The following is a 23,799-nucleotide window of genomic DNA, read 5'->3' on the forward strand; positions in this document are numbered from 1 at the left end:
CGGCGGCGGTTCGATCAGGGCGCGAGGCTCGGCGCGCTTTGCGCCCCGAGCTGCGATCAGTTCGCGCTTTTTTCGGAGGTCGCGCTCTTATCCGACTTGCCGGCGGCTTCCTTGGAGCTCGCCTCCAGCGACTGGATGATCTGAGCGCGCGGCTTGCCGTGCAGCAGTTCGATGGCGGCGGTGAGCTGCTTGTCTTTCTTTTCGTCCGCGGGAACATAGGCCTGCGAGCCGGTTTTCTCGTCGTCGCCGTTCTTCAGATGGCCCCGGAGCGAAGCCTCGCCCTTGGTGTCGTCCTTGCCTTTCAGCTCGTCGGGCACATCCTGCAGCAGCAGCATGTCCGGATCGATGCCCTTGGCCTGGATCGAGCGGCCGGACGGCGTGTAATAGCGGGCGGTGGTGAGGCGGAGCGCGCCATTGGAGCCGCCGAGCGGGATGATCGTCTGCACCGAGCCCTTGCCGAAGGAGCGCGTACCGATCAGTGTGGCGCGCTTGTGATCCTGCAAGGCGCCCGCGACGATTTCCGAAGCCGACGCCGAACCGCCGTTGATCAGCACCACGACCGGCTTGCCCTTGGAGAGGTCGCCGGGACGGGCGTTGTAGCGCTGGGTTTCGTCGGCGTTGCGGCCGCGGGTCGAGACGATCTCGCCATGATCGATGAAAGCGTTGACGACCTGGATCGACTGGTCGAGCAGACCGCCAGGATTGTTGCGCAGATCGATCACATATCCCTTGAATTTATCGGCCGGGATCTCCTGCTGGAACTTCTGCATGGCGGTCCTGAGGCCGTCGGCCGTCTCCTCGTTGAACTGGGAGATGCGGACATAGCCGATGTCTTCGTCGAGTTTGCGCCATTTGACGGATTTGATGTGGATCTCGGCCCGCTTCAGCTTGACCTCGATCTTCTGCTTGTCCTTGCCGCGGAAGATCGTCAGCTTGACCGGCGTGTCCACCACGCCGCGCATCTTGTCGACCGCCTGGTTGAGCGTCAGGCCCTGAACGCTCTCGTCGTCGATGCCCGCGATGAGGTCGCCCGAAAGGATTCCGGCGCGCGAGGCCGGGGTGTCGTCGATCGGCGATACGACCTTGATCAGGCCGTCTTCCTGCGTGACCTCGATGCCGAGGCCGCCGAACTTGCCCTCGGTCTGGGTCCGCATATCCTTGAAGCCCTTGGCGTCGAGGTAGCTGGAATGCGGATCGAGCGAGGAAAGCATGCCGTTGATGGCCGCCTCGATCATCTTCTGCTCGTCCGGCTTCTCGACATAGTCGGTGCGGACCTTGTCGTAGACGTCGCCGAAGAGGCTGAGACTTTTATAGGTGTCGGCGGGCGCCGCCAGAGCCGGACCGCCCACCAGGGAGCGCGCATGTTGTCCAAGCGTCAAGCTTCCGGCGCCAATGGCGATGCCGGTTACGATCAGGGCAGTTTTCCGCATCATCCGCCAACCTTCCGCATATCTGACCGCGCCCACCATGGGCCGGGGTCTATCGAATTTCCGTCCTTGCGGAATTCGACGTATAAAATGGGCTGTTTCGCGCCTATCGCGATCGTCGCGGCAGTTTGCGCGGAGCCGTCGCCCATGCTCGCCACTGGCTCTCCCGCCAGCACAAATTGACCGACGCTCACATTGATTCTGGCCATTCCGGCCAAGACGACATAATAGCCGCCGCCGGCGTTGATGATCAAGAGTTGTCCGTAACTGCGATAGGGGCCGGAAAAAGCGATCCATCCGTCAGCCGGGGCAATGACGACGCCTTTTTCCCGGGCGGCGAGCGACATGCCCTTTTCCGTCCCGCCATAGCCGTCGGGGGCGCCGAACCTCCGCAGGATCTGGCCCGAAGCCGGCAGCGGCAGCCGGCCTTTGAGATCGGCGAAGGCCACGGCCGGCGCGAGGCGCGCCGGGTCGTGGAAAGGCGCCGAGAGCGCGGCCGCCCGCTGCTCGCGCGAAAGCGCGGCGTCGTCCGCCTCGCGCCGCGCATCGGCGTCCCGCGCCGCCTGGGCCGCGCGTCTCGCCGCTTCGCTCTCCGCCTCCATCCTGGCGATCAGATCCTTGATGCCGGACGCCTGCGCGGCGAGGGCGCGTGCGCGCTCCGACTGCGCCGCGCGCGCGGTTTCCGCCTCCTTCAAGGCTTTCTGCCGCGCCTCGATCATCGGCGCGAGATTGGCCCGCTGGACGTTGAGGCTCTCCTTCTCGCGCAGAAGATTGGCCTGCTGGTCGCGAATGTCGTCGCGCAGGCGCGACAGTTTTTCGAGATCGATCTGAAGCGCGGCCATCTCCGCGCGCATCTGCGGCAGGACCGCGCCCATCGCCATGGAGGCGCGGATCGCCTCCAGAATGTCTTCGGGCTGCGCGAGCAGAGCGGGCGGCGGGCGGCGGCCCATGCGTTGCAGCACCAGCAGAACCTCCCCGACCAGCGCCCGCCGGGCCTGCAGCGATTGCAGGATCGCGTCCTCGCCGACCGTCAGCTCGTCCAGCCGCTTTTCCACTTCCTGGGCGCTTTCCTCGGTCGCCCGCAGCCGCGCGGTGGCGTCGAGCAGGGTCTGGCTGAGCCGCTCCCGCTCCCCCTGCAGGGTCGCGATCTCGCTCTCGATCTTGCGCTTCTGCTCCTCAGAAGCGCTGATGGTGTCCTCGACGCCGCGCAATTGCAGCCGTTTGGCGGAGAGTTCGCCCTCGTCCGCGCTTGGCGCGGGCTTGGGCGGGGGCGGCGACTCCGCCCGCAAGGGGCCGGCGGCGAGGCCCAGAGCGCAGGAGCCGAGCGCACAGGAAAAGGCGAAGGCCGCGCTCCGCGGCCCGCCCATGCGGCGCTGACCCGCCCAGCCCGGATCAAACAGCGCGGGAGGGCTCCAGCTCGCTGCAGCGGCGTCGCAGGAACGACGCCTGAAACCGCTCAAGAACGCTCCGATCACGCAAATCCGCTCGTCATGCCCGCGCCGCCCTCCGCGAGGGACTTTCGCCAATGAATTCGTCGACAGCCCTACTATGGGGTTCAAATCTAGTCCACATTGCGGCGAAGTCCCGCAAGAACGCAGGCGGCGATCCTGTTTGTGAACAGGGAGGGCAGATAGGCCGTGAGCTTACGGCGCCAGTTCGGCCGCTCGCGGTCGGTGCCCGGCAGGTTGATCGCCGCCGCCTCTCCCGCAAGATCGTCGAGCTGGGCCATAGCGAGCCATGAAGGCGCGCGGGCGGCGTAAGCGTGGGCCGCGGCGGCGAGCTCTGCGCCGAAGGGGGCGTCCTCGTCGCCGGCGACCGCCAGCCCCTCCCGCGCCAGCGCGGCCAGCAGGCGCCTGCGGTCCGTCCGGCGCCCGGCCAGCTCGCGCCCGGCTTCCTCTTGACCCAGCAGGTCGAGCGCGCTCTTTTCCTCGATGTCCCGGCCTTCCCACCAGCCCCGCAGGGTCGGCAGATCATGGGTCGAGACGCAAGCCATCGCCTGTTCGGCGTAATGGGCCGGCGGCTTGAAGGCGTCGCCCTCGCGCTCGAACCAGAGCACGCGATAACTCAACGCGCCCGCCTCGTTCAGCCTGTCGCGGAACCCCCAAGGCAGGGTTCCGAGATCCTCCCCGACGACGAGACACTCCGCGCGGGAAGATTCGAGCGCCAGCTGGCCGAGAAGATCCTCCAGCGGATAGGAAAGATAGGCGCCCTCCAGCGCCTTTGCGCCTTCCGGAACCAGGAACAGCCGCGCCAGCCCCATGGCGTGGTCGATCCGCAAGGCGCCGGCGTGCTTCATATTGGCGCGCGCGAGCGCTGTGAAAGCGGCGCAGCCGTCGGCTTTCCATTGCAGCGGATCGTAAGGCGGCAGGCCCCATATTTGGCCCTCGCGCGAAAAAGGATCGGGCGGCGCGCCGATCGAGAACCCTTTCAGCAATTGCCCCGCATTGCGCCAGCTTTCGCAGCCGTCCGGGGCGGCGCCGACGGCGAGATCGCGGCAAAACCCAAAAGACAGGCCGGCGTTGCGGCCTTCCGCGGCGGCCTGCGCCAGTTGCCCGTCGCAGAGCCACTGCAGATACTGATGATAGCGGACGCGGGAGGCGCGGCCGCCGGCATATTCCCGCAGCTCCCGCGGCTCGCCGTCGCGCAAGGGCTGCGGCCAGCGCCGCCAATCCTCCCCGCCGCGCTCCTCGCTGATGGCCTCAAAGCACGCAAAGCGCAACAGAGCGCCGCCGCCGGCTTCCACAAAATGCGCGAAGGCCTTCGCCGGCTCCGCCTCGGGCCGCCGGCGCTCGAAATCCGCAAAGGCCGAGAAGCTCGCATGGAAGGCCTTCTGCTTGAGATCATAGACGCCGGGGTAATCGACCAGAGGCGCCTCGCGCAAAGCCTCGAGGCCCGGAGTCTCCGGGTCGAACGCGGGAGAGAGGCGCGAGACGTCGAGATAGAGCGGATCGAGAAACAGCCGGTCCGAAGGATAATAGGGGCTGGCGCGCTCGCGATCCTGCGCGAACAGCGCATGCAGCGGGTTCAGCGCGACCATCGCCGCGCCGCCTCCGGCGCTAAGACGCGCGAGCTGCGACAGCGTGGTGAAATCGCCGACGCCCTGGTCGCCTTCCCGCCGAACGGCGTAAAGCTGCGCCGCAATTCCAAACTTACGCGCGCCGGGCGAAGGCGTATGGCAGCGACGCGGCGCGACCGTCAGCAGGCATTCGGCGCCCTCGAGCGAGACGACATGGCGCCCGAGCGGCAGGCGCGGAAGCCGCGCGCGAAATCCCTCGAAGGTGCGGCCGTCGACCCCGCGCCATTGCAGGCTTTCGAGATCGCCGGGGGAAAGTTCGACGCGGCGTCTTTCGCCGCGCTCCAGCGTGACCGATAGATCGAGACGAAGATCGCGGGCGACGCGCGGAACCCTCAGCCAAATGGTTTCATCCTCGCGAAAGACGACGCTCTGCGGCAAGGCGCGGCGGTCATCCCGCTCGGAGAGGCGGGCGAGACTGTCGCGCGCCTCGCCGAGATTGCTCGCCGGAAGACCGAGCGCCGCCAGCAGGCTCAGGGTGGTCGCTCCCGGAACCTCGCGCTCGGCGCCCTCGACGTCTCTCCATGCCGGCGCGACGCCGGCCGCCTGCGCCAGCTTGCGCAGAAGCTCGTCGGGCGTCACGGCGGGCCACAAAGGCTTTTCTGGCGATGCCTCTTCCTTCAGCGCCGTGACCGATCGCGCAGGAACGATCACGACGCCCTCGCGCAGAACCGGCTCCGCGGTCGCGGAGGCGATGCGCCATTCATATCCCTCGCGCGGCGCCGGCAGCGCGACGGTCGTCTCTTCTGCGCCTCGGCGCCAGACGATGAGGCGTCGGCTTTGGGAAGGCGCGTCGTAGAGGCTGGCGACGAGGGTTTCGCCCTGGGGATCGCGCCAGTCTTCTTCTTGCATCGGCCTGCCGTTCGGGCGGCGCCATTCGACGTCGGGGAGCAATGTCTCGTCGCAGGACAGGCCGGTGAGAAAGCGGTCGCGCCCGATCGCCGGCGAGGATTTACGCAGGGCGATCAGTTGGGAGACGAAGGCGATGAGGTCGCGGTCGGCCCTCGCCCAGTCGAGCCACGCGGTTTCGTTGTCCTGCGCATAGGCGTTGTTGTTCCCGCTCTGGCTCTTTCCCATTTCCGCGCCCATCGCGATCATGGGCGCGCCCCGCGCGAAGAGGAGAGTGGCGAGAAGATTGCGTTCGTCGCGCGCCCGCGCGGCGACAACCGCGGGATCGTCGGTCTCGCCTTCTATCCCGTGGTTCCAGGAAAAATTTTCGTCCCCGCCGTCGCGGTTTTCCTCGCCATTGGCGTGATTGCGCTTGGCTGAATAAGACACGAGATCGCGCAAGGTGAAACCGTCATGCGCGACGATATAATTGACGCTGCGCGAGGGACGCCGGCGGTTTTCGAAAAAGTCGCGCGATCCTGAAACGCGGGTCGCGAGTTCTCCGACGCCCACGGCGTCGCCGCGCCAGAACCGACGCGCGCAATCGCGAAAGCGGTCGTTCCATTCCGCGAAAGGCGCGGGGAAGTTTCCCAATTGATAGCCGCCGGGGCCGATGTCCCAGGGCTCGGCGACGAGCTTCAGCTCGCGCAGGACCGGGTCCTGCGCAATGGCCGTCAGCAATGGGGCTTGGCCGTCGAACCCTTCCGGCCGCCGTGCCAGAGTCGTCGCGAGATCAAACCGGAATCCGTCCACCCCACCCAATTCCGCCCAGGCCCGCAGCGCGTCGAGCGCATAGCGCACCACAGGCGCCCGGTCGAAGCCTAAAATATTGCCGCAACCGGAGTCGTTCACGTAAAGCCGAGGCGAATCGGGACGCAGGCGATAATAGCCTGCGTTGTCGAGCCCGCGCAGCGACAGCGTCGGGCCGAGTTCGTCGCCTTCGCCGGTGTGATTGAAGACCACGTCGACAATGACTTCGAGGCCGCGGCGATGAAGTTGCGCCACGCTCTCTCTCACCTCGTCCCAGCCGCCGGGCGCAAGGCGTGGATCGGGCGCCAGCATCGCGACCGGATTATAACCCCAGTAATTGGAAAGGCCGAGGCGCGCGAGATGGCGCTCGTCGATATAGGCCGCGCAGGGCATGATCTCCACGGCGGTGACGCCGAGGCCGAGAAGATGTTCGAGCGCCGCCTCATGGGCGAGGCCTTTGAAAGTCCCGCGGATATCGACGGGGATGTCGGGATGCGTCTTGGTGAAACCTCTGACATGCAGCTCATAGAGGATCAGATCTTCGAAGGCGCGGCGCGGGCGCAAGGAAAGATCGGCGCGGACGGGTCTCGCCGCGACGCATTTCGGCATCAAGGCGGCGCTGTCTTCCGCGCTGAAAGACAAATCTCGCGCCGGATCGCCCTCGCAATATCCGAACATCGAGGGATGAAGTCTGAACGGCCGATCCAGCGCAAGCGCATAGGGGTCTATCAGCAATTTTGAGGCGTTGAAACGATGTCCCTCATGCGGGTCGAAGGGGCCCTGCGCGCGCAGGCCATAGCGGGCGCCTTCCCTCAGGCCGCCGATATGGGCATGGAAGACGTCGCCGGTGCGATAACACAGCCCGATGCGTTCGATTTCATGTTCACCGGCCTCGTCGAACAGGCATAGCTCGATCGCCTCGGCGCTCGCGGAATAGACCGCGACATTGGCGCCCTCCGGCGTGAGGGCGAGACCCAAAGGCTCGGGCGCGCCTTCGCAGATCGACCTCATCTCAGACTCCGCAGCGCTGACGGATCAGCTCGCGATAAAGCTCGGCGTAGCGCCGCGCAGGCTCGCGCCAGGAGACGTCGGTCTTCATGCCGTTGCTTTGCAGCCGGCGCCACCGCGCCTTGTCGGCGAAGACATTGCGGGCCCGGCGCAAGGCCGCAATCATGGCGTCGACCGTTACGGGCGAAAACTGGAAGCCTGTGGCGACGCCCGCCTCCAAAGCCATTTCATTGGCGTCGATGATCGTGTCCTGCAGCCCGCCGACCCGCGCCACCACCGGAACCGCGCCATAGCGCAGCGCATAGAGCTGGGTCAGGCCGCAGGGCTCGAAGCGCGAGGGAACGAGAAAAACATCGGCGCCGGCCTGAACGAGATGCGAGGCGTTTTCGTCATAGCCGATCTTGACGCCGATCTTGCCGGGATAATTTCGCGCCGCTTCGAGAAAGTCGCTCTCCAGCGCTTTGTCTCCGGCGCCGAGCAAGGCGATCTGAACGCCGGACCGCATGATTTCCGGCAATGCTTCGAGCAGAAGATCTAGGCCCTTCTGCCAGGAAAGCCGGCTGACGACGCCGATCAAAAAAGCCTGCGCGTCCGGCTCCAGATCGAAAGCCTGCTGCAGCGCCGATTTGTTCTTCGACCTTTGACTAAGAGACGCCTGATTGTAATGGACCGGAATGCGCGCGTCCGTGAAAGGATCCCAGGTCTTGGCGTCGACGCCGTTCAGGATGCCGACGACATGCGCGGCTCTGGCGCGCAGAAGCCCCTCCAGCCCCATGCCGAATTCGCTCGTCATGATTTCCGCGGCATAGGCTGGCGAAACGGTCGTGATGCGATCGGCGAATTGCAGGCCGGCCTTGAGGAAGCCGACGCCGCCGTAAAATTCGACGCCGTGGATCGAAAAGGACTCCGGCGGCAGGCCGATGTCGCCCAGAATGTTTTTTTCGAACTTGCCCTGAAAGGCGAGGTTGTGAATCGTCAGCACGGTCGGCGGCCGGCGCGCGCCGATTTCGGCGTAATGGAGATAGGCGGGAACGAGAGCCGCCTGCCAGTCATGCGCATGCAGGATATCGGGCGCATAATCCGGCAACAGGCCTTGCGCGATCATGCAGGCGAGACGCGCCAGGGCGGCGAAGCGCAAGTGGTTGTCGGGATAGTCGGCCCCATGAAAATCGCCATAGGGGCCGCCTTCGCGCACATAAAGATGCGGAGCCTCGAGAACGAAAAGATCGAGCCCGTCGCAGCTTGCGGCCAGCAGCCGGGCCGGCCCGCCGAAATAATGGCCGAGATCGCAGATCGGTCGCGCCTCCGGCAAGGCCGCGAGGACGACCGGATAGCCCGGAACAAGAGTCGTCGTGTCGACGCCCTCGGCGGCAAGCGCCACGGGCAAGGCGGCGGCGACGTCGGCGAGGCCGCCGGTCTTGATCAGGGGAGCTATCTCGGAGGCTACCGCGAGCGAGGAGATCCGGCTCATTGTTCGAGCCGGTCGATCATGGGCTGGGTGATCAGACAAACCCCCTGCTCCGAGCGCCGGAATCTTCGCGCGTCGAGTTCCGGGTCTTCGCCGACGACGAGCCCTTTGGGGATCTGCACGCCGCGATCCACGACCACATTGGCGAGGCGCGCCGAACGCCCCACATCGACATAGGGAAGGATGACCGCATTCTCGACGCTGGCGTAGGAGTTGACGCGAACGCCGGTGAACAGCAGCGTGCGGCGCAAGGTGGCGCCCGAAACAATGCAGCCGCCCGAAACCAGCGATGAAAGCGCCTGTCCGCGCCGCCCGACTTCGTCATGCACGAATTTGGCGGGCGGCGTGATTTCGCCATAGGTCCAGATCGGCCAGTTGCGGTCATAGAGATCGAGCTGCGGCGTGAAATCGGTGAGGTCGATATTTGCCGCCCAATAGGCGTCGACGGTTCCGACATCCCGCCAATAGGATTCCTGCTCATTGGCCGAACGCACGCAGGAGCGCGAGAAATGATGCGCGACGGCGCGCCCGTGCTTGACTATGTAGGGAACGATGTCGCGGCCGAAGTCATGGGCGGAATTGTGGTCTTCGGCGTCGCGGCGCAGCTGGTCGTAGAGAAACTTCGCCTCGAACACATAAATGCCCATGCTGCAGAGCGCCTTGTCGGGGCGCCCCGGCATCGCCGGCGGATCCTTGGGCTTCTCGACAAAGGCGTGGATCATGTTGCGTTCGTCGACCGCCATCACGCCGAAACCGGAGGCCTCGGCGCGCGGAACCTCGAGGCAGCCGATCGTGACGTCGGCGTTCTGGTCGACGTGCTGCTGCAGCATCAGCTCATAATCCATTTTGTAGATATGGTCGCCCGCCAGCAGCACGATGTATTTTGGGTCGTAGCTCTCGATGATGTCGATGTTCTGATAGACGGCGTCGGCCGTGCCGAGATACCAGTGATCCTCGGAGACGCGCTGGCTGGCCGGCAGTATGTCGAAGCTCTCGTTGCGCTCGGTGCGAAAGAAGCTCCAGCCCCGCTGCAAATGCCGGATCAGGCTGTGGGCCTTATATTGCGTCGCCACCGCAATGCGCCTGATGCCCGAGTTGAGGGCGTTCGACAAGGCAAAATCGATGATGCGCGACTTGCCGCCGAAATAGACCGCGGGCTTGGCGCGGCGATCGGTCAGCTCCATGAGCCGAGAACCGCGCCCGCCCGCGAGCACATAGGCCATGGCGTAACGAGCAAGAGGAGCGTTAGGAGAGGTGTTCATCGGACCCACCCGCGATTCGATATTTATTCTAGCTCATCCGGAATGAATTCGAAGAAGAGAGTGGCGAGCGGCGGCAGAACAATCGGCGCCGAAGCGGGAAAAGCTCCAAGCGCCTCATGGGCGGCGCGAACCTCGCCGAGATTGCCTCGTCCCGAGCCGCCATATTCCAGCGCGTCCGAATTGATCGTCTCGCGCCAGCGCCCGGCATGAGGCAAGCCCAGGATGTAATTCTCCCGCGGCACGGGAGTGAAATTCGCCGCCACCACGATCGGCCTCATCCGGTCCTCGCCGTAGCGGACGAAAGCGAAGACCGAATTGTCCCGATCCTCGACGACGATCCATTGAAAGCCTTCGCTTTCGCAATCGCGCGCATGAAGCGCTTCGCAATGGCCATAGGCGCGGTTGAGGTCGCGGATGAATTTCTGCAGCCCCTGGTGAGGCGCATATTCGAGCAGCCCCCATTCGAGGCTTTGATCGAATTTCCATTCGCTGGTCTGGCCGAATTCCTGCCCCATGAACAGCAGCTTCTTTCCCGGCTGCCCCCACATGAAGCCATAATAGGCGCGCGCATTGGCGAATCTGCGCCATTCGTCGCCGGGCATTTTTGCTACGATGGAGCCTTTTCCGTGCACCACTTCGTCATGCGACAGGGGAAGGACGAAATTTTCCGAAAACGCATAGAGCAGGCCGAAAGTCAGCTTGTCGTGACGCCATTTGCGATGAACCGGATCAGTCGCCATGTAGGCGAGCGTATCGTTCATCCATCCCATGTTCCATTTGAAGCCGAAACCGAGGCCGCCCGCCGAGGTCGGATGCGAGACTCCCGCCCAGGAGGTGGATTCTTCCGCTATGGTGACGACGCCGGGGAACAGCCCGTAAACCAGCTCATTGAACCTTTGCAGAAAGCGCACGGCGTCGCGATTGTCGTTGGAGCCGTCGGGATTGGGCGCCCATTCGCCGGCCTTGCGCGAATAATCGAGGTAGAGCATCGAGGCCACCGCGTCGACGCGGAGCCCGTCGATATGGAAGCAGTCGAGCCAATAGAGCGCATTGGCGATCAGGAAATTGGCCACTTCGCGGCGGCCGAAATCATAGATCGCCGTGTTCCAATCCGGGTGAAAGCCGCGCCGGGGGTCGGAATGCTCATAGAGCGGCCCTCCGTCGAACATGGCGAGACCATGTGCGTCGGTCGGAAAATGCGCGGGCGCCCAATCCAGGATCACGCCCAGCCCCGCTTCATGGGCGCAGTTCACGAAACGCTTGAAGCCGGCGGGATCGCCATGGCGGGAGGTCGGCGCGAACAGCCCGATCGGCTGGTAGCCCCAGGAGGCGTCGAGCGGATGTTCGCTGATCGGCAACAACTCGATATGGGTGAAACCGAGATCGGCCGCATAAGGAATGAGCTCCGCGGCAAGCTCGTCATAGGTCAAGAAGCGCCCTTCCGGGCCTCGCCGCCAGGAGGGCAGGTGAACCTCGTAGATCGACATCGGCGCGCGACGCAGGTCTTTGTTGCGTCGCTGGGCGAGAAAGGCGTCGTCGGTCCAGGGGAAAGGCTTGTCGGCGACCACGACCGACGCCGTGGCCGGTCGCAACTCGGCCGCGCGGCCGAAAGGATCGGCCTTCAAGGGCGCGAGGCCGCCGTCGCGTCCGACGATCTCATATTTGTAACGCGCGCCCCGAGCCACGCCCGGAATGAAAATCTCCCAGACGCCGCTGTCGATGCGCTTGCGCATCTGACAGACCCTGCCGTCCCAGCGGTTGAAATCGCCGACGACCGAGACGCGCAGCGCTTCGGGCGCCCAGACGGCGAAGAGTGCGCCGTGCACGCCTTCATGCGTCAGGGTATGCGCGCCGAGCCGCTCATAGAGCTTCTGGTGCTCCCCTGCGACGAGGAGATGATCGTCGAGCTGCCCCAGCGCCGGGCCGAAGGCGTAAGGATCGCAAAAATCCCAGGCGCCCTGCGCATTTTTGGCGCGGAGCAGATAAGGGAATCGTTGCGTCGCGCCGGGGATCAGGGCTTCGAAGAAACCGTCGGGATGGACGCGTTCGAGCGCCGCGATCCGATCGCCGCCGGGCGTCGCCGCCTCCAGCGTCTCGGCGCCGGGCGCGAAAGCCCGGATGACGAAACCGGCTTCGGTTTGGTGAAGCCCGAGAACGGCGAAGGGATCGCCACAGCGCGCCGATAAGATCGCGTCGATGTCGCTTTGCCTCGCGCGCCAGGCGGCGCCCCGCCGACCATCCGTGGATTGCGATGAAACATGGCCATTTTGGGTCATGGCGGCTCGCAAGGTTTGCAGTCGACGATCGTTCTCGACCTGAAATAAAGAAAAACCGGCTCCGGCGCCAGAGCGGCTTTCCCGTGCAACCTCCCTATTTTTCTAAACCAGGGCGGCGCAACGGCGCGTCGCGGCGGCCTTGGGCCGAAAGCGCCCGCGCCCCCACCAAACAATTGCCACCGTTAAGCTGTCTCATAGGGAAATGCTCGATTCCAATAGACAAGGTCGCGTTGCGTTCCGACCGGTCGCCGAGCCGATTTTGAAGCCGCGCGGGCGCTAGAGCGCTTTCCGACCGGACGGAATCGTCTGGTCGATAAGAAATCGCTCCAGATTCAAAAAGCTGGAGCAAAATCTTATCGAAAAAGTCTATCAACTTTTTCGGATTTTGCTCGAGCGTTCGCCGCTCATGCCTTGATCAAGAGCCCGTCCCGCGCCTGCTTTTGCAAGCGACGATCGCCTGCGGGACGCTTCCATCGCGCGGCGACGGCCGCGCCGCCAAACCAAAAGGATGATCCCATGACGAAACCCCTTGTCGCGTCGGCGCATTCTCGCGCCCAACAAGCGCCGCGGCGACCGCTGAACTCCATTCTCGCCACCGCCTCGACCGCGCATGATCTCGACAAGTCGCACAGGAAAGCCGCCACGGCGAAAGTCCTGCTGCGGCGAAGCCTCGAAATGCGCCCCATCGCCGCCGCGAGGATAAAACGCGAGTCCATCATTCAATTTGTTTTTCGCATCGGCCGCCTCGTCGCCGCGCAGTTCAAGGAACGCGGGCGGATTTAAAAACGCGACGGGATCCTCGCGCGCTACGCGACCGGCGTATTCCAAATCTCTTCCGCATATTCGCGTATGGCGCGATCGGAAGAGAACCAGGCGACGCGCGCGGTGTTGAGTATCGTGGCGCGGCGCCAGGCCTTCTGGTCGCGCCAGCGCGCGTCCACGGCTTCCTGCGCATCCCAATAGGATTCGAAGTCCTTCGAGATCAGGAAGTGATCGTAATAGGTCAGCGCATCGACGAGCTGGGCGTAGCGGTTGCGGTCATCGGGGGAAAAAACGCCCATAGCTACGGCTTGAAGCGCTTCGCCCAGGCGGGGGCTTGCTTCGATCGCCTCGCGCGCGTCGATGCCCTTGGCGCGGCTGTGCTCGACCTCTGCGGCGGTAAGACCGAAGATGAAGATGTTTTCGTCTCCGACCCGCTCTTTGATCTCGACATTGGCGCCGTCCAGCGTTCCGATGGTCAGCGCGCCGTTGAGGGCGAATTTCATATTGCCGGTGCCGGAAGCCTCCATGCCGGCGGTCGAGATCTGCTCGGAAAGATCGGCGGCGGGAATGATCCTCTCCGCGAGGCTGACGTTGTAATTGGGCAGGAACACCACTTTCAGCAGGCCGCGCAGGTCTTCGTCCGCGTTGACGACCCGCGCTACGTCGTTGGCGAGCTTGATGATCAGCTTGGCCTGATGGTAGCTCGCCGCGGCCTTGCCGGCGAAGATCTTCACGCGCGGCACGAAAGCGCGCGAAGGCTGCGCCTTGATGTCCTGATACAGCGCAATGGTGTGCAGCACATTCAGAAGCTGGCGCTTGTATTCATGGATGCGCTTGATCTGCACGTCGAACAGCGCGTTCGCGTCGACTTTGGCGTCGACGCGCTCGAAGACGAGCCGCGCCAGCCGCTCCTTGTTGGCGCGTTTGGCCGCGGCGAAGCGCTGCTGGAAATCGGCGTCGTCGGCATATCGCTCGAGCTCGGAAAGATGCGCGGGGTCGTCGAACACTCTTGGACCGATGGTCTGGGCGAGCAGGCCGGCGAGCGGCGGATTGGCCTCCAGCAGCCAGCGGCGGAAGGTGACGCCGTTGGTCTTGTTCACGATGCGCCGGGGATAGAGCTTGTGATAATCGCGGAACACAGTCTCCTTGACCAGCTGCGTGTGCAGCGCGGAGACGCCGTTGATCTTGTGCGAGCCGAGAAAGGCAAGATTGCCCATGCGCACATGACGACCACTGTGCTCGTCGATCAGCGACACATTGGCGAGAACGCCGGCGTCGTGCACGCCGCTGTCGCGCAGACGATCGAGATGCAGCGCGTTTACGAGATAGATGATCTGCATATGGCGGGGCAGCAGCCGCTCCATCAGCGCCACCGGCCAGCTCTCCAACGCCTCTGGAAGCAGAGTGTGGTTGGTGTAGGAGAAGGTCGCCTGGGTGATCTCCCAGGCCTCTTTCCATTCGAGGCCGTGAACGTCGACCAGAAGGCGCATGAGCTCGGCGACGCCGATGGCGGGATGGGTGTCGTTGAGCTGGATGGCGACCTTGCTCGCGAGCTTTCTGATGTCGCCGGTCTGCTTCATGTGACGGCGGATGAGATCCTGCAGCGAAGCCGAGGCGAAGAAATATTCCTGGCGCAGGCGCAGCTCCTGCCCCGCAGGGGTCGAATCGCTGGGATAGAGCACCTTTGAGATCGACTCCGCCCGCATCTGATCCGCCTGCGCGCCGAGGTAATCGCCGGCGTTGAAGGCGTCGAGCCGCAGGGGATCGGGAGCCCGCGCCGACCACAGGCGCAGCGTGTTGACATGCTTGCCGCGCCAGCCGACCACGGGCGTGTCATAGGCGACCGCTTCGACCGTTTCCGCGGGACGCCAGACATGGGCGAGAGCGCCGTCGGCGAGCCGGGCGCCTTCGACATGGCCGCCGAAACAGATGTCGTAGACGATCTCCGGGCGCGGAAATTCCCAGGGGTTGCCGAAGGCGAGCCAGTCCTCGGGATATTCGTGCTGCCAGCCGTCCTTGATGGTCTGGCGGAACAGGCCGTGATCATAGCGAATGCCGTAGCCGACGGCGGCTATCTCCAGCGTCGCCATGCTGTCCATGAAACAGGCGGCGAGGCGCCCCAAGCCGCCGTTTCCGAGCGCGGCGTCGGGCTCGAGTTCGCGCATGGCGTCGAGGTCGACGCCGAGATCCTTGAGCGCCGCGCGCATGGCTTCGGTCAGGCCGAGATTGGTCAGCCCGTCGATCAGCAGCCGGCCGACCAGAAATTCGAGCGACAGATAGTAAACCCTGCGCCTGTCCTGCTGATAATTGCGCTTGTTGGAGGCGAGCCAGGGCTCGACGATGCGGTCGCGCGTCGCCAGCGACGCCGCGATGAACCAGTCGCGCGGGCTCGCCGACGCCACGTCCTTCCCGACCGTATAGGTGAGCCTGCGCAGCACATCGGCGGAAAGTTCGCGCACCAGCGCGTCGGAAGCGGTCGTCGTGGCGATTGCAGTGGAATGAGGCAGGTCCATGATCGGCTCTGGGCGCTTTCTCGTTTTGAGGATAGGCGATCTATATCCGCGCCGGCGAGAGCGTCGCCAGGCGCCTGTTTCGACGGCTTGCCGCTATTTGAGCACGAATTCGATGCTTTGCGCACGGCCGCCGCCGCCGGGAGCCTCCGGCTCCGCGCCACGGACCGCGGTCGAGAGGCGCCCGCTCGCGATGCCTTCGGCGATCAGATATTGCGCCAGCCTTTCGGCGCGGCGCCGGGCGAGGCCGCGGCTTTCCTCGGCATTGCGGTCGGCGCGGACCACGATCTCCGCCTTGGCCTCGGGGCATCGCTGCAACAGCTCCGCTATGCGATCGAGCGTCTCGGCCGCGGCGCGATGAACGGCCGTTCCTCGCCCGCGGAACTCGATTCTCTGCAAGGCCTGTTCCGCCTCGATGGCGCCCTGGCAGGCGGGAAGGTCGAGCGGGCCGGAAGACGGCAGGCGGGCAAGGAGGGTTTTCGCAGCTTTCGACCTTTCCGCAGGTGTCTTGGCGGCGTCGGCCGCGCCGGTCCCGCCTTGATCGCCTTTCGCCGGCAGATCGGCCTTTTCTTCGTTTGCAGGGGCCGAATTCGCCGGCGGGAGATTTTCGGGCCCGGGGCCCGCCTGCGGCTTCTCTCCGAACACCCAGTCCGTGCCCTGGACCAGACGAACGCCGTCGACCTTGGCTATTTCGGCGGCAAGCGCGGCGCGGTCGGCTGCGCTGCTCGGCAGCAGGACGTCGCGCCCGTCGACGAGGAGGTTTTTGGGATCGCCCCCGGCTTTGGCGACCGCCGCCTCCACCGACTGTCTCAACCCGGCTTCGAGCCGCGGCATCCCGAACATGTTCCCCGCCCACCACAGCATGACGCAAGGGGCGAGCCCGAGAGCCCAGTTCCTGTGCTCGCGCAGCGATCCATGACGGGCGAGAACGCCCGCGACCGCCCCGGCGATGAAGCTCGCGAAAGAAGCGAGGCCGGTCTCGAGCCAGACGCCGGCCCGGCCGCCGAGGACTGAAAGGAGCGCGAGCGCCAGTCCGACGCCGAAGGCGAGGGCGAACCAGCCCAGCCAGGGCGAGATTTTCCTGCGCTTCTCGGCTTCTTTGGCCAGAAGACCATTGGTGAGGCCGATGACGAAGATCGCGAACAGCCAGAACCAGTAATGCGAAATATAAAAGACCATGAGGCCCACCCTGGACTAGAGCGCATCGCGCTCCAAGCCTTTAATCCGGCGCGATTCATGTGGCCCTGGCGTGGCGGGCGGGGGCTACACCCGCATCGGCATCAGGACATAAAGCGCATTCGCCCCGTCGCGGTCCTGGATCAGCGTCGGCGAACCGGGATCGGCGAGCAGGAACAGCGCCGTGTCGCTGTCGAGCTGATTCACGATATCCAGCAGGTAGCGGGAGCTGAAGCCGATGTCGATCGGCGGCGCGTCGTAATCGGCTTCGAGCTCCTCCACCGCCGAGCCCGAATCCGGGTTGGTGACGGAGAGCACCAGCTTGCCTTCCGACAGGGCGAGCTTCACCGCGCGTCCACGCTCGGAGGATATCGTGGAGACGCGGTCGACGGCGTTCTTGAACGCGTCGCGCTCGACCGTGAGGCGCTTGTCGTTGCCGGCCGGAATGACGCGGCTGTAATCGGGAAAAGTGCCGTCGATCAGCTTGGTGGTCAGCAGCGCCTCGCCGAAAGCGAAACGCATCTTGTTGGTCGAAAGCTCGATCACGACGTCGCTTTGGGCGTCCTCGATGAGCTTCTGAATCTCCGCGACCGCCTTGCGCGGGACGATGACGCCCGGCATTCCGGCGGAGCCCGGGGGCGCCGGAAGCTCCAGCCGCGCCAGTCGATGCCCGTCGGTGGCGACGGCGCGCAGCAAAGCCCGGCCTTCGACCTCGGCGACATGCATGAAGATGCCGTTGAGGTAATAGCGCGTCTCCTCGCTCGAAATGGCGAACTGGGTCTTTTCGATCAATCGCTTGAGATCGGCGGGCGGCAGCGAGAACTTGTGGCTGAACTCTCCCGACGTGACGTCGGGGAAGTCGCTCTGCGGCAGAGTCTGGAGGTTGAAGCGCGAGCGCCCCGATCGCAGCGTGAGCTGGCCCTGCTCGCCGGTCTCATCCAGCGAGACCTGCGCGCCTTCGGGCAATTTGCGCACGATGTCGTAGAGCGTATGGGCGGGCAGCGTGGTCGCGCCGGGCTGCCCCACTTCGGCTGGCGCCCTTTCCGTGATCTCGAGGTCGAGGTCGGTCGCCTTGAGCAGCAGGCCGTCGGGGGTCGCCTCGATGAGCACATTGGCCAGGATCGGTATGGTGGTGCGCCGCTCGACAACCCGGTGAACATGGCCCAGGGCCCGCAGCAGCGCCGCTCTCTCGATCGTGACCTTCATGGAGGGAAATTCCGCCCTTGCTGTTGTGGCGGTTCGCGCCCGCCGGGGGGCGCGAGTTTGGCCCGGAGCCGCTGGGAGCGCAAGGGGTTGGTTCGCCAGGAGGCCCCAAATCTGCAAGAACGCGAGGCGAACGCAGCCCCTGCGCGCTTAACCGACCCTTAAAAAGACACCGTTACTTTTTAGCGATCCGCTCGAATTCGGCAGGGCGCGGGAGCGGCGCCCGGGCGCTTCACAAACGCGAAAGCATCTCCAGGATGGCCCGCAAGGACAAAGGCCGCGATGCGCCTCCCGAGGAGGAGGACTTCGGCGATCTGCGCGCCGAGCGCCGCGAGAAAGGCGGCAAGCCGGCCAAAACCGCAAAAAAACCCGCGCGCGAGGAAGGACTCGGCGACGAACCCGCGCGCAAGAAGCCCGCTCCCGCCAAAAAACCCCGCTCGGGATCGCTTCTGGGCGGCCTGATCTATTGGGGCATGGTGCTGAGCCTTTGGGGCGCGATCGGCGCGGCCGGCCTCGCGCTCTATTACGGCGCCCAGCTTCCGCCCATCGACCAGCTCGCCATCCCGAAGCGTCCTCCGAACATCGCCATTCTGGCGGCGGACGGCGAGCTCCTGGCCAATCGCGGCGACACCGGCGGCGCGGCCATACGCCTTTCCGAACTGCCGCCCTATCTGCCCAAGGCCTTCATCGCGATCGAGGACCGCAGGTTTTATTCGCATTGGGGCGTCGATCCGGTCGGCGTTCTCCGCGCCCTCGCCCGCAACGTCCTCGGACGGGGCGGAATGCAGGGCGGCTCCACGCTGACGCAGCAGCTCGCCAAGAATCTGTTCCTCACCCAGGAGCGGACGATCTCCCGCAAGATGCAGGAGGCGATCCTCGCCCTTTGGTTGGAGCACAAATATTCCAAGGACCAGATCCTCGAGCTCTATCTCAACCGGGTCTATTTCGGCTCCGGCGCCTATGGGGTCGAAGCCGCCGCCCGGCGCTATTACGGGCATGGCGCGCGCAATGTGACCCTGGCCGAGGCCGCCGTCCTGGCCGGGCTGATGAAGGCGCCGAGCAAGCTCGCGCCCGACCGCAATCCCGAGGGCGCTTCCGAGCGCGCCGCGCAGGTCATCACCGCCATGGCCCAGGAGGGACATATCACCGAGGCGATGGCCAAGCTCGCATTGGCCAATCCGGCCCGCACCCATCGCGACAACGGCGCGGGTTCGATCAATTACGCCGCCGATTACGTGATGGACCTGCTCGACGACACCATCGGGGCGATCGACCAGGACCTCGTCGTCACCACCACGCTCAGCCGCGCTCTCCAGAACGCCGCCGAGCGAGCCCTGACCGAAGAGCTGGACCGCAAGGGGTCCAAATTCGGCGTCTCCCAGGGAGCCATCGTCGCCATCGATCCCAACGGCGCCGTCAAGGCGCTCGTAGGCGGGCGCGATTACGCCGAGAGCCAGTTCAACCGCGCCACGGCGGCGAAGCGCCAGCCCGGTTCTTCCTTCAAGCCTTTTGTGTATCTCACCGGCCTCGAACGCGGCATGACGCCGGACACCGTGCGCGAGGACGGGCCTCTCAACGTCAAAGGCTGGCAGCCCGAGAACTACAGCCACGAATATTTCGGTCCGGTGACGCTGACGAGAGCGCTCTCGCTTTCGCTCAACACCGTCGCGGTGCGGGTCGGCCTCGAAGTGGGGCCGAAAGCCGTGGCGCATACCGCGCATCGGCTCGGCGTCCAGTCGGAACTGCAGCCCAACGCTTCGCTGGCGCTCGGGACCTCGGAAGTGACCCCTCTGGAGCTGGTCACGGCCTACGCCCCCTTCGCCAACGGCGGGATCGGGGTGCAGGCCCATGTCATCACGCGGGTGCGCACCGCCGACGGCAAGCAGCTCTATGCGCGCAAGGGCTCCTCCAACGGCCGCGTGATCGAACCCCAGTTCGTCGCGATGATGAACAGCATGATGGAGGAGACCCTGCTCACCGGAACCGCGCGCAAGGCGGAGCTGCCGGGGTGGCAGGCCGCAGGCAAGACCGGCACCAGCCAGGATTTCCGCGACGCCTGGTTCGTCGGCTACACCAGCCGCCTCGTCGCCGGGGTTTGGCTCGGCAACGACGACAACTCCCCCACCAAAAAGGCCTCGGGCGGCAATCTGCCGGTGGAGATCTGGAGCCGCTTCATGACTGCGGCTCATCAGGGCGCGACGCCCGCCGCTTTGCCGTCGGGGACCTGGCGCTCGCCGGCGCCTCTCCCCGAACCCGCGCAGGTCGCCGACGCAGTTCTCGGATTGTTCGGCGTTTCGCCGTCGGCGCCGCAGCGGGTGCGGCAGCCCGCCGCCCCGCCGCCGCCCGCCGGCGCGAAACCGGCCGTGCATGGGCTGGAGACGCTGCTGCCGCCCGGGGAGATTCCGCCCCCCGGCGCAAGACGCGCGGATCGCAAGCCCGCTCAGGGCCCAGCGGACCAGGACAACCGCAACTTTCTGGAAAAACTGTTCGGCGGCGGCTGAAGCGGGCCACCCGCCAACGGCCATAATTTAGGAGTTTTCTTGGGTTAGGAGCCGCAGAAGAGAACGCGACCCCCAGGAAGACGCAAGCAAACGAAGGGCAGAACAATGAGCTTGCCGCTCGATCAGGAAAAACTCTTCGCGAGTCTGGAGGAGCTCGAAAAACGGCTGCGCCGTGCGCAGGCCGCGAACGAGGCCGAATTCGCGAACGAACCCCTCGCGATCGAGCCCGCGCCGCCGCCCTACGCCCCCGCTCCGCCGGATATGGTCCCGGAGCGCGCAAATGCGCCCGGCGGCGACGCCCAACCGGATTACGGCCTCGAGGAGCGAGAGGACAAACGAAAACTCATCCTCGCCGCTTCCGCGCTGGTCATGGTGCTGTTCGTCGGCGCGCTCGGCGCGACCTTCGCCTATTGGACGCCGACCGCTCCCGCGCCGGTCGCGGCGGAGCAGGAGCCCTCTTCCGCTCCGGTCGCCGCCGCTCCCCCTCCCGCAGAGGTTTTTCCGCCCGAGGAGGACCTGCCCGTCCCGTCTTCCGCCAGACCGGCCCCCGTCCAGCCCCGGCAGGCCGCGCTCGACGAGGCCCCGCCGTCGCCCCCGCCGGCCGAGCGCGCCGTCGAAGCTCCTCCCGCCGCGCGCCCCGTCGCTCCGATAGAGCCGGCCAAGACGGCAGAGCCGGCCAAACCCGCGGCTCAGCCTCCGGCGGCTTCCCTTCAAGAGCCGCCCCAACCTGCGCCCGCGGCCCCGCCCGCGCCCTCCCAGACCGTCACCATTCTGCCGGACGGCTCGCTCGCGCCGAAGGGTTCGGCGCAGTCGCAGGATTCCGCCCTTGCGGCCCCGGCCGCGCCGGTTGCTCCGCAACCGCCGCAGGGCCTGTCGCAAACCGATCCTGCCGCCCCCAAGCCATTGACGCCGGAGCAAAAAGCCAAAATCGCCAAGAAAAAGGCTGCAGCCAAGGCCAAAGCCGCCGCCGCCAAGGCCCAGGCCGCCGCCGCGGAACGCGCGTCCGCCGAGCCGCCGACGGTCCTTCCCGCCCCGGCGCAACGCTCGGACGACGGCATTTTTCAAGGTGCGCAGCGCGCTCTCGGCTCGGTCGGCGGCGCCGTCAAAAAGCTGATCGGAGGGGAGTGAGCGCAAAAGCTCACCTCCGGCCCTCAGCGCCTTCGGCGTTAGCCGTCAGGGCCGTCTCCGGCGTTAAACCGCCGGCGCCGCGCGGGTCCGGCTGAACACCTTCTTCAATCTACACGAACGAGATGAACCAAAGGGATTTGGACCGCTTCATCTCCAACGCCCGCCCGCTCTGGAGAGAACAGGAGCGCGCGAAGATTTGCGCCTTTCGCTTCCTTGCGAGCAAACTGCACGCTCGGCCGGAGAGCGATCCTGATCGAAGCTATAAATCTCGTTCTTTGCAGTAATACCGCCAATAAATTTTCGGTCGTCATCGCAAAGCTTGATTTATCTGCGCACGACGCCAGTTTACCGCCCATGCAAACGTATGGACCCGGAGAATAAAGATGGGCAACCTTCTTTATTACGCGATCGTCTTTCTGGTGATTGCGATTGTCGCCGCCATTTTCGGATTCGGAGGCGTTGCGGGCACGGCGATGGAAGGCGCCCGCATCCTGTTCTGGGTCGCGATTATTCTTTTCATCGTGTCTGCGGTGGTCGGCGCCGTCCAGCGGCCGTGGTGAAAGCCGCCGGGGCGGACAGCCTTGTGCGGGCGACTGGATGCAAAGGAGAGTGCAATGAACTGGGATCAGATGGAAGGCAACTGGAAGCAGTTCACCGGCAAGATCAAGGAGCAATGGGGCAAGCTGACCGACGACGACCTGACCAGGATATCCGGAAACCGCGAGCAGCTGGAAGGTAAAATCCAGGAACGCTACGGGATGACCAAGGACCAGGCCAAGAAACAGGTCGACGAGTTCATGACCCGGCACTAGAGCGTTTCCAGCCCAAGTGGACGCCGGTTCGGCGTAAGAAACGCGTTGACGCAAAAACTCAGAGTGTTTTCAAGTTTCCGTCAAGCATGAAAACACTCTGGAGTTTCAATTCAGGTGGAAACGCCTGACGACCTTGGAAAAAGCGGCCGGCGGCGGCGTCGGCCGCTCGCGTTTGGATTCGAGCATTCCGGAGGGCGACCAAAAACCGCTGCGCACTTTTCGGGAACACGCTTCACGGCGCATGTTCTTATCCAAAAACCGCTGCGCACTTTTCGGGAACATGCGCTAACGCCAGAACGGCTCGAGCTTCTTCAGCCGGCGCGAGGCCTCCAGCGCCGGGCTTTCGCCGAGCGCCGCCGCCGCCGCGCTCCATCCCCGCAAATACCAAACCGCCCGGGCGGTCTCCGCAGTCTCGACTTCGCCCAATAGTCTCGAGGCCGTGGCCCTGTCGTTCTCCTGGCCGAGCAGATCCTGGGCTACGGCGAGTCCGACCAGATAGGCCCTGGCGCCTTTCTTTGCGAAGAGGCTCTGGAAAAACTCCGCGGCGTAGCGGGTTTGTTTCAGGGCCTTGCGCGCCTCATGGCGCCGCTCGGGCGTCGATCGCTCCAGCCCCTCGCATTTCCTGCCGGCGCGCCGATGCAGACGGGTAAGAGCCGCGACGGCGAAGATCCGGGCCGAGCCCCGGGCATTGCAGCCCTCGATGGCGTCGCGCCAGGGACGCTGCGCGAGAATCTTGCGCAGATCGCAGGCAAATTCGGCGACGGCCGACGGCGCCAGCGCGGCGCGGGCGATCTCCCTTTCCCGACGGCGGCGCAGTTCGACGGCGTCGAGCAGAGCGGCGAAACCGGGCTCCATGGGCCGGCCGTCGTCCAAACGACGTTCGAGGCTCTCGCGGAAAACATCCCAGTCCCGCCCTTCGGCCAAAAAAAAAAACCGGCGATCGTTTTCGCGCGGGCGGCGATCTCGTCGAGGCCTTCGACGCAGGCTTCGCGTCGCAGCAGAGAGAGAAAGGCGCGCAGCCGCCGCAGAGACACGCGCAGCTGGCGAAGAGCTTCGGCGTCGCCGATTCTGTGGAGCAGCGGCGCATTGGCCGCAAAATGATCGATGCAGGAGGAAAGCGCGGCGGAAAGAGCGTCGTCGAGCGCGACGCCCGGATCGAGCGCCACCCGGCGCGCCTTCACGGCGCCTTTCTGCTTTTCCGGCGCGCAGCAAGGACCATTGTCGGCGACGAGGCGGAGCCTCGGCCGCCCCGTCGTCGGTCCCTCCGCGGGAGAGAAGCCAGATGGGCGATCCATGAACGCTGTTCCTGCGCTATAGCCGGTCGGGGCTATTTCGCCCGCCGGGCCCCCCGAGGTCAAGCAGGCGATAAGCGTTATGGTTTCCCGCGTGAGACGACACTTTGCGCAGGGCGATCGGGTGGAGGGCTGTTACCCTACTCTTGGGGGCTATCGGGGTCACACATCTTCAAAATCGCCAGCCTCGTCATGACCCGGGCCGGCGCCGGCCCAGATCGATTGGGTGACGGGCGCTATCCCTCCCCTTGACGGGGAGGGTC

General features: G+C 65.3%; 15 protein-coding genes and 1 pseudogene. 5 read left to right on the top strand and 11 right to left on the bottom strand.

Features of this window, described 5'->3' with window-relative positions; all coding sequences use genetic code 11:
* Nucleotides 1-56: 56 nt before the first annotated feature.
* The 6 genes from H2LOC_RS15580 to glgB form a co-directional block, all read right to left on the bottom strand.
* The gene (locus H2LOC_RS15580; RefSeq protein ID WP_136498052.1) at nt 57-1,433 is read right to left on the bottom strand and encodes a S41 family peptidase; all 1,377 of its coding nucleotides are present in this window, start codon (nt 1,431-1,433) and stop codon (nt 57-59) included.
* Nucleotides 1,430-2,887 (bottom strand): murein hydrolase activator EnvC family protein, encoded by a 1,458-nt coding sequence (locus H2LOC_RS15585; protein ID WP_246206857.1) that lies wholly within the window; start codon nt 2,885-2,887, stop codon nt 1,430-1,432. The genes H2LOC_RS15580 and H2LOC_RS15585 overlap by 4 nt, the downstream gene beginning before the upstream one ends.
* A 101-nt stretch (nt 2,888-2,988) precedes the next feature.
* A complete protein-coding gene (glgX, locus tag H2LOC_RS15590) occupies nt 2,989-7,149 on the bottom strand; it encodes a glycogen debranching protein GlgX (protein WP_136498051.1) in 4,161 nt (1,386 codons plus the stop codon).
* Nucleotide 7,150: 1 nt separating this feature from the next.
* Entirely contained in the window at nt 7,151-8,617 is a 1,467-nt protein-coding gene (gene glgA, locus H2LOC_RS15595; RefSeq protein WP_136498050.1) for a glycogen synthase GlgA, read from the bottom strand.
* Nucleotides 8,614-9,876 (bottom strand): glucose-1-phosphate adenylyltransferase, encoded by a 1,263-nt coding sequence (gene glgC, locus H2LOC_RS15600; protein ID WP_136498049.1) that lies wholly within the window; start codon nt 9,874-9,876, stop codon nt 8,614-8,616. The genes glgA and glgC overlap by 4 nt, the downstream gene beginning before the upstream one ends.
* A gap of 23 nt (nt 9,877-9,899) precedes the next feature.
* On the bottom strand, nt 9,900-12,152 hold the full coding sequence (gene glgB, locus H2LOC_RS15605; RefSeq protein ID WP_136498048.1) for a 1,4-alpha-glucan branching protein GlgB: 2,253 nt from the start codon (nt 12,150-12,152) through the stop codon (nt 9,900-9,902).
* A gap of 516 nt (nt 12,153-12,668) precedes the next feature.
* Between glgB and H2LOC_RS15610 the strand changes: the two genes are divergently transcribed.
* Entirely contained in the window at nt 12,669-12,935 is a 267-nt protein-coding gene (locus H2LOC_RS15610; protein ID WP_136498047.1) for a hypothetical protein, read from the top strand.
* Between the two features lie 23 nt (nt 12,936-12,958).
* Here the strand turns inward: H2LOC_RS15610 and H2LOC_RS15615 are convergent, their stop codons facing one another.
* The 3 genes from H2LOC_RS15615 to dnaN form a co-directional block, all read right to left on the bottom strand.
* Nucleotides 12,959-15,427, bottom strand: a complete 2,469-nt coding sequence (locus tag H2LOC_RS15615; protein ID WP_136498046.1) for a glycogen/starch/alpha-glucan phosphorylase — start codon at nt 15,425-15,427, stop codon at nt 12,959-12,961.
* Nucleotides 15,428-15,520: 93 nt separating this feature from the next.
* The gene (locus tag H2LOC_RS15620; protein ID WP_136498045.1) at nt 15,521-16,603 is read right to left on the bottom strand and encodes an OmpA family protein; all 1,083 of its coding nucleotides are present in this window, start codon (nt 16,601-16,603) and stop codon (nt 15,521-15,523) included.
* A gap of 84 nt (nt 16,604-16,687) precedes the next feature.
* Complete coding sequence (dnaN, locus tag H2LOC_RS15625; RefSeq protein ID WP_154331681.1) at nt 16,688-17,806, bottom strand: DNA polymerase III subunit beta; 1,119 nt, start codon at nt 17,804-17,806, stop codon at nt 16,688-16,690.
* A gap of 254 nt (nt 17,807-18,060) precedes the next feature.
* On the opposite strand from dnaN, the gene H2LOC_RS15630 reads away from it, so the two are divergent.
* The 4 genes from H2LOC_RS15630 to H2LOC_RS15645 all read left to right on the top strand — a co-directional run bounded on the left by H2LOC_RS15630 (nt 18,061) and on the right by H2LOC_RS15645 (nt 22,244).
* Nucleotides 18,061-20,304, top strand: a complete 2,244-nt coding sequence (locus H2LOC_RS15630; RefSeq protein WP_136498044.1) for a transglycosylase domain-containing protein — start codon at nt 18,061-18,063, stop codon at nt 20,302-20,304.
* 105 nt (nt 20,305-20,409) lie between these two features.
* On the top strand, nt 20,410-21,432 hold the full coding sequence (locus H2LOC_RS15635; protein WP_136498043.1) for a hypothetical protein: 1,023 nt from the start codon (nt 20,410-20,412) through the stop codon (nt 21,430-21,432).
* 383 nt (nt 21,433-21,815) lie between these two features.
* Nucleotides 21,816-21,992, top strand: a complete 177-nt coding sequence (locus tag H2LOC_RS15640; RefSeq protein WP_136498042.1) for a DUF1328 domain-containing protein — start codon at nt 21,816-21,818, stop codon at nt 21,990-21,992.
* A gap of 54 nt (nt 21,993-22,046) precedes the next feature.
* Nucleotides 22,047-22,244, top strand: a complete 198-nt coding sequence (locus H2LOC_RS15645) for a CsbD family protein (protein ID WP_136498041.1) — start codon at nt 22,047-22,049, stop codon at nt 22,242-22,244.
* Nucleotides 22,245-22,529: 285 nt separating this feature from the next.
* Here the strand turns inward: H2LOC_RS15645 and H2LOC_RS21970 are convergent, their stop codons facing one another.
* Both H2LOC_RS21970 and H2LOC_RS22125 read right to left on the bottom strand, forming a co-directional pair.
* Nucleotides 22,530-23,168, bottom strand: coding sequence for a CHAD domain-containing protein (locus H2LOC_RS21970; protein ID WP_162009783.1), 639 nt, complete (start codon nt 23,166-23,168; stop codon nt 22,530-22,532).
* A 26-nt stretch (nt 23,169-23,194) separates the two neighbouring features.
* Nucleotides 23,195-23,539: pseudogene (locus H2LOC_RS22125) on the bottom strand (CHAD domain-containing protein); the annotation flags it as partial.
* Nucleotides 23,540-23,799: the final 260 nt, after the last annotated feature.

The organism is Methylocystis heyeri (assembly GCF_004802635.2).
Lineage (GTDB): Bacteria > Pseudomonadota > Alphaproteobacteria > Rhizobiales > Beijerinckiaceae > Methylocystis > Methylocystis heyeri.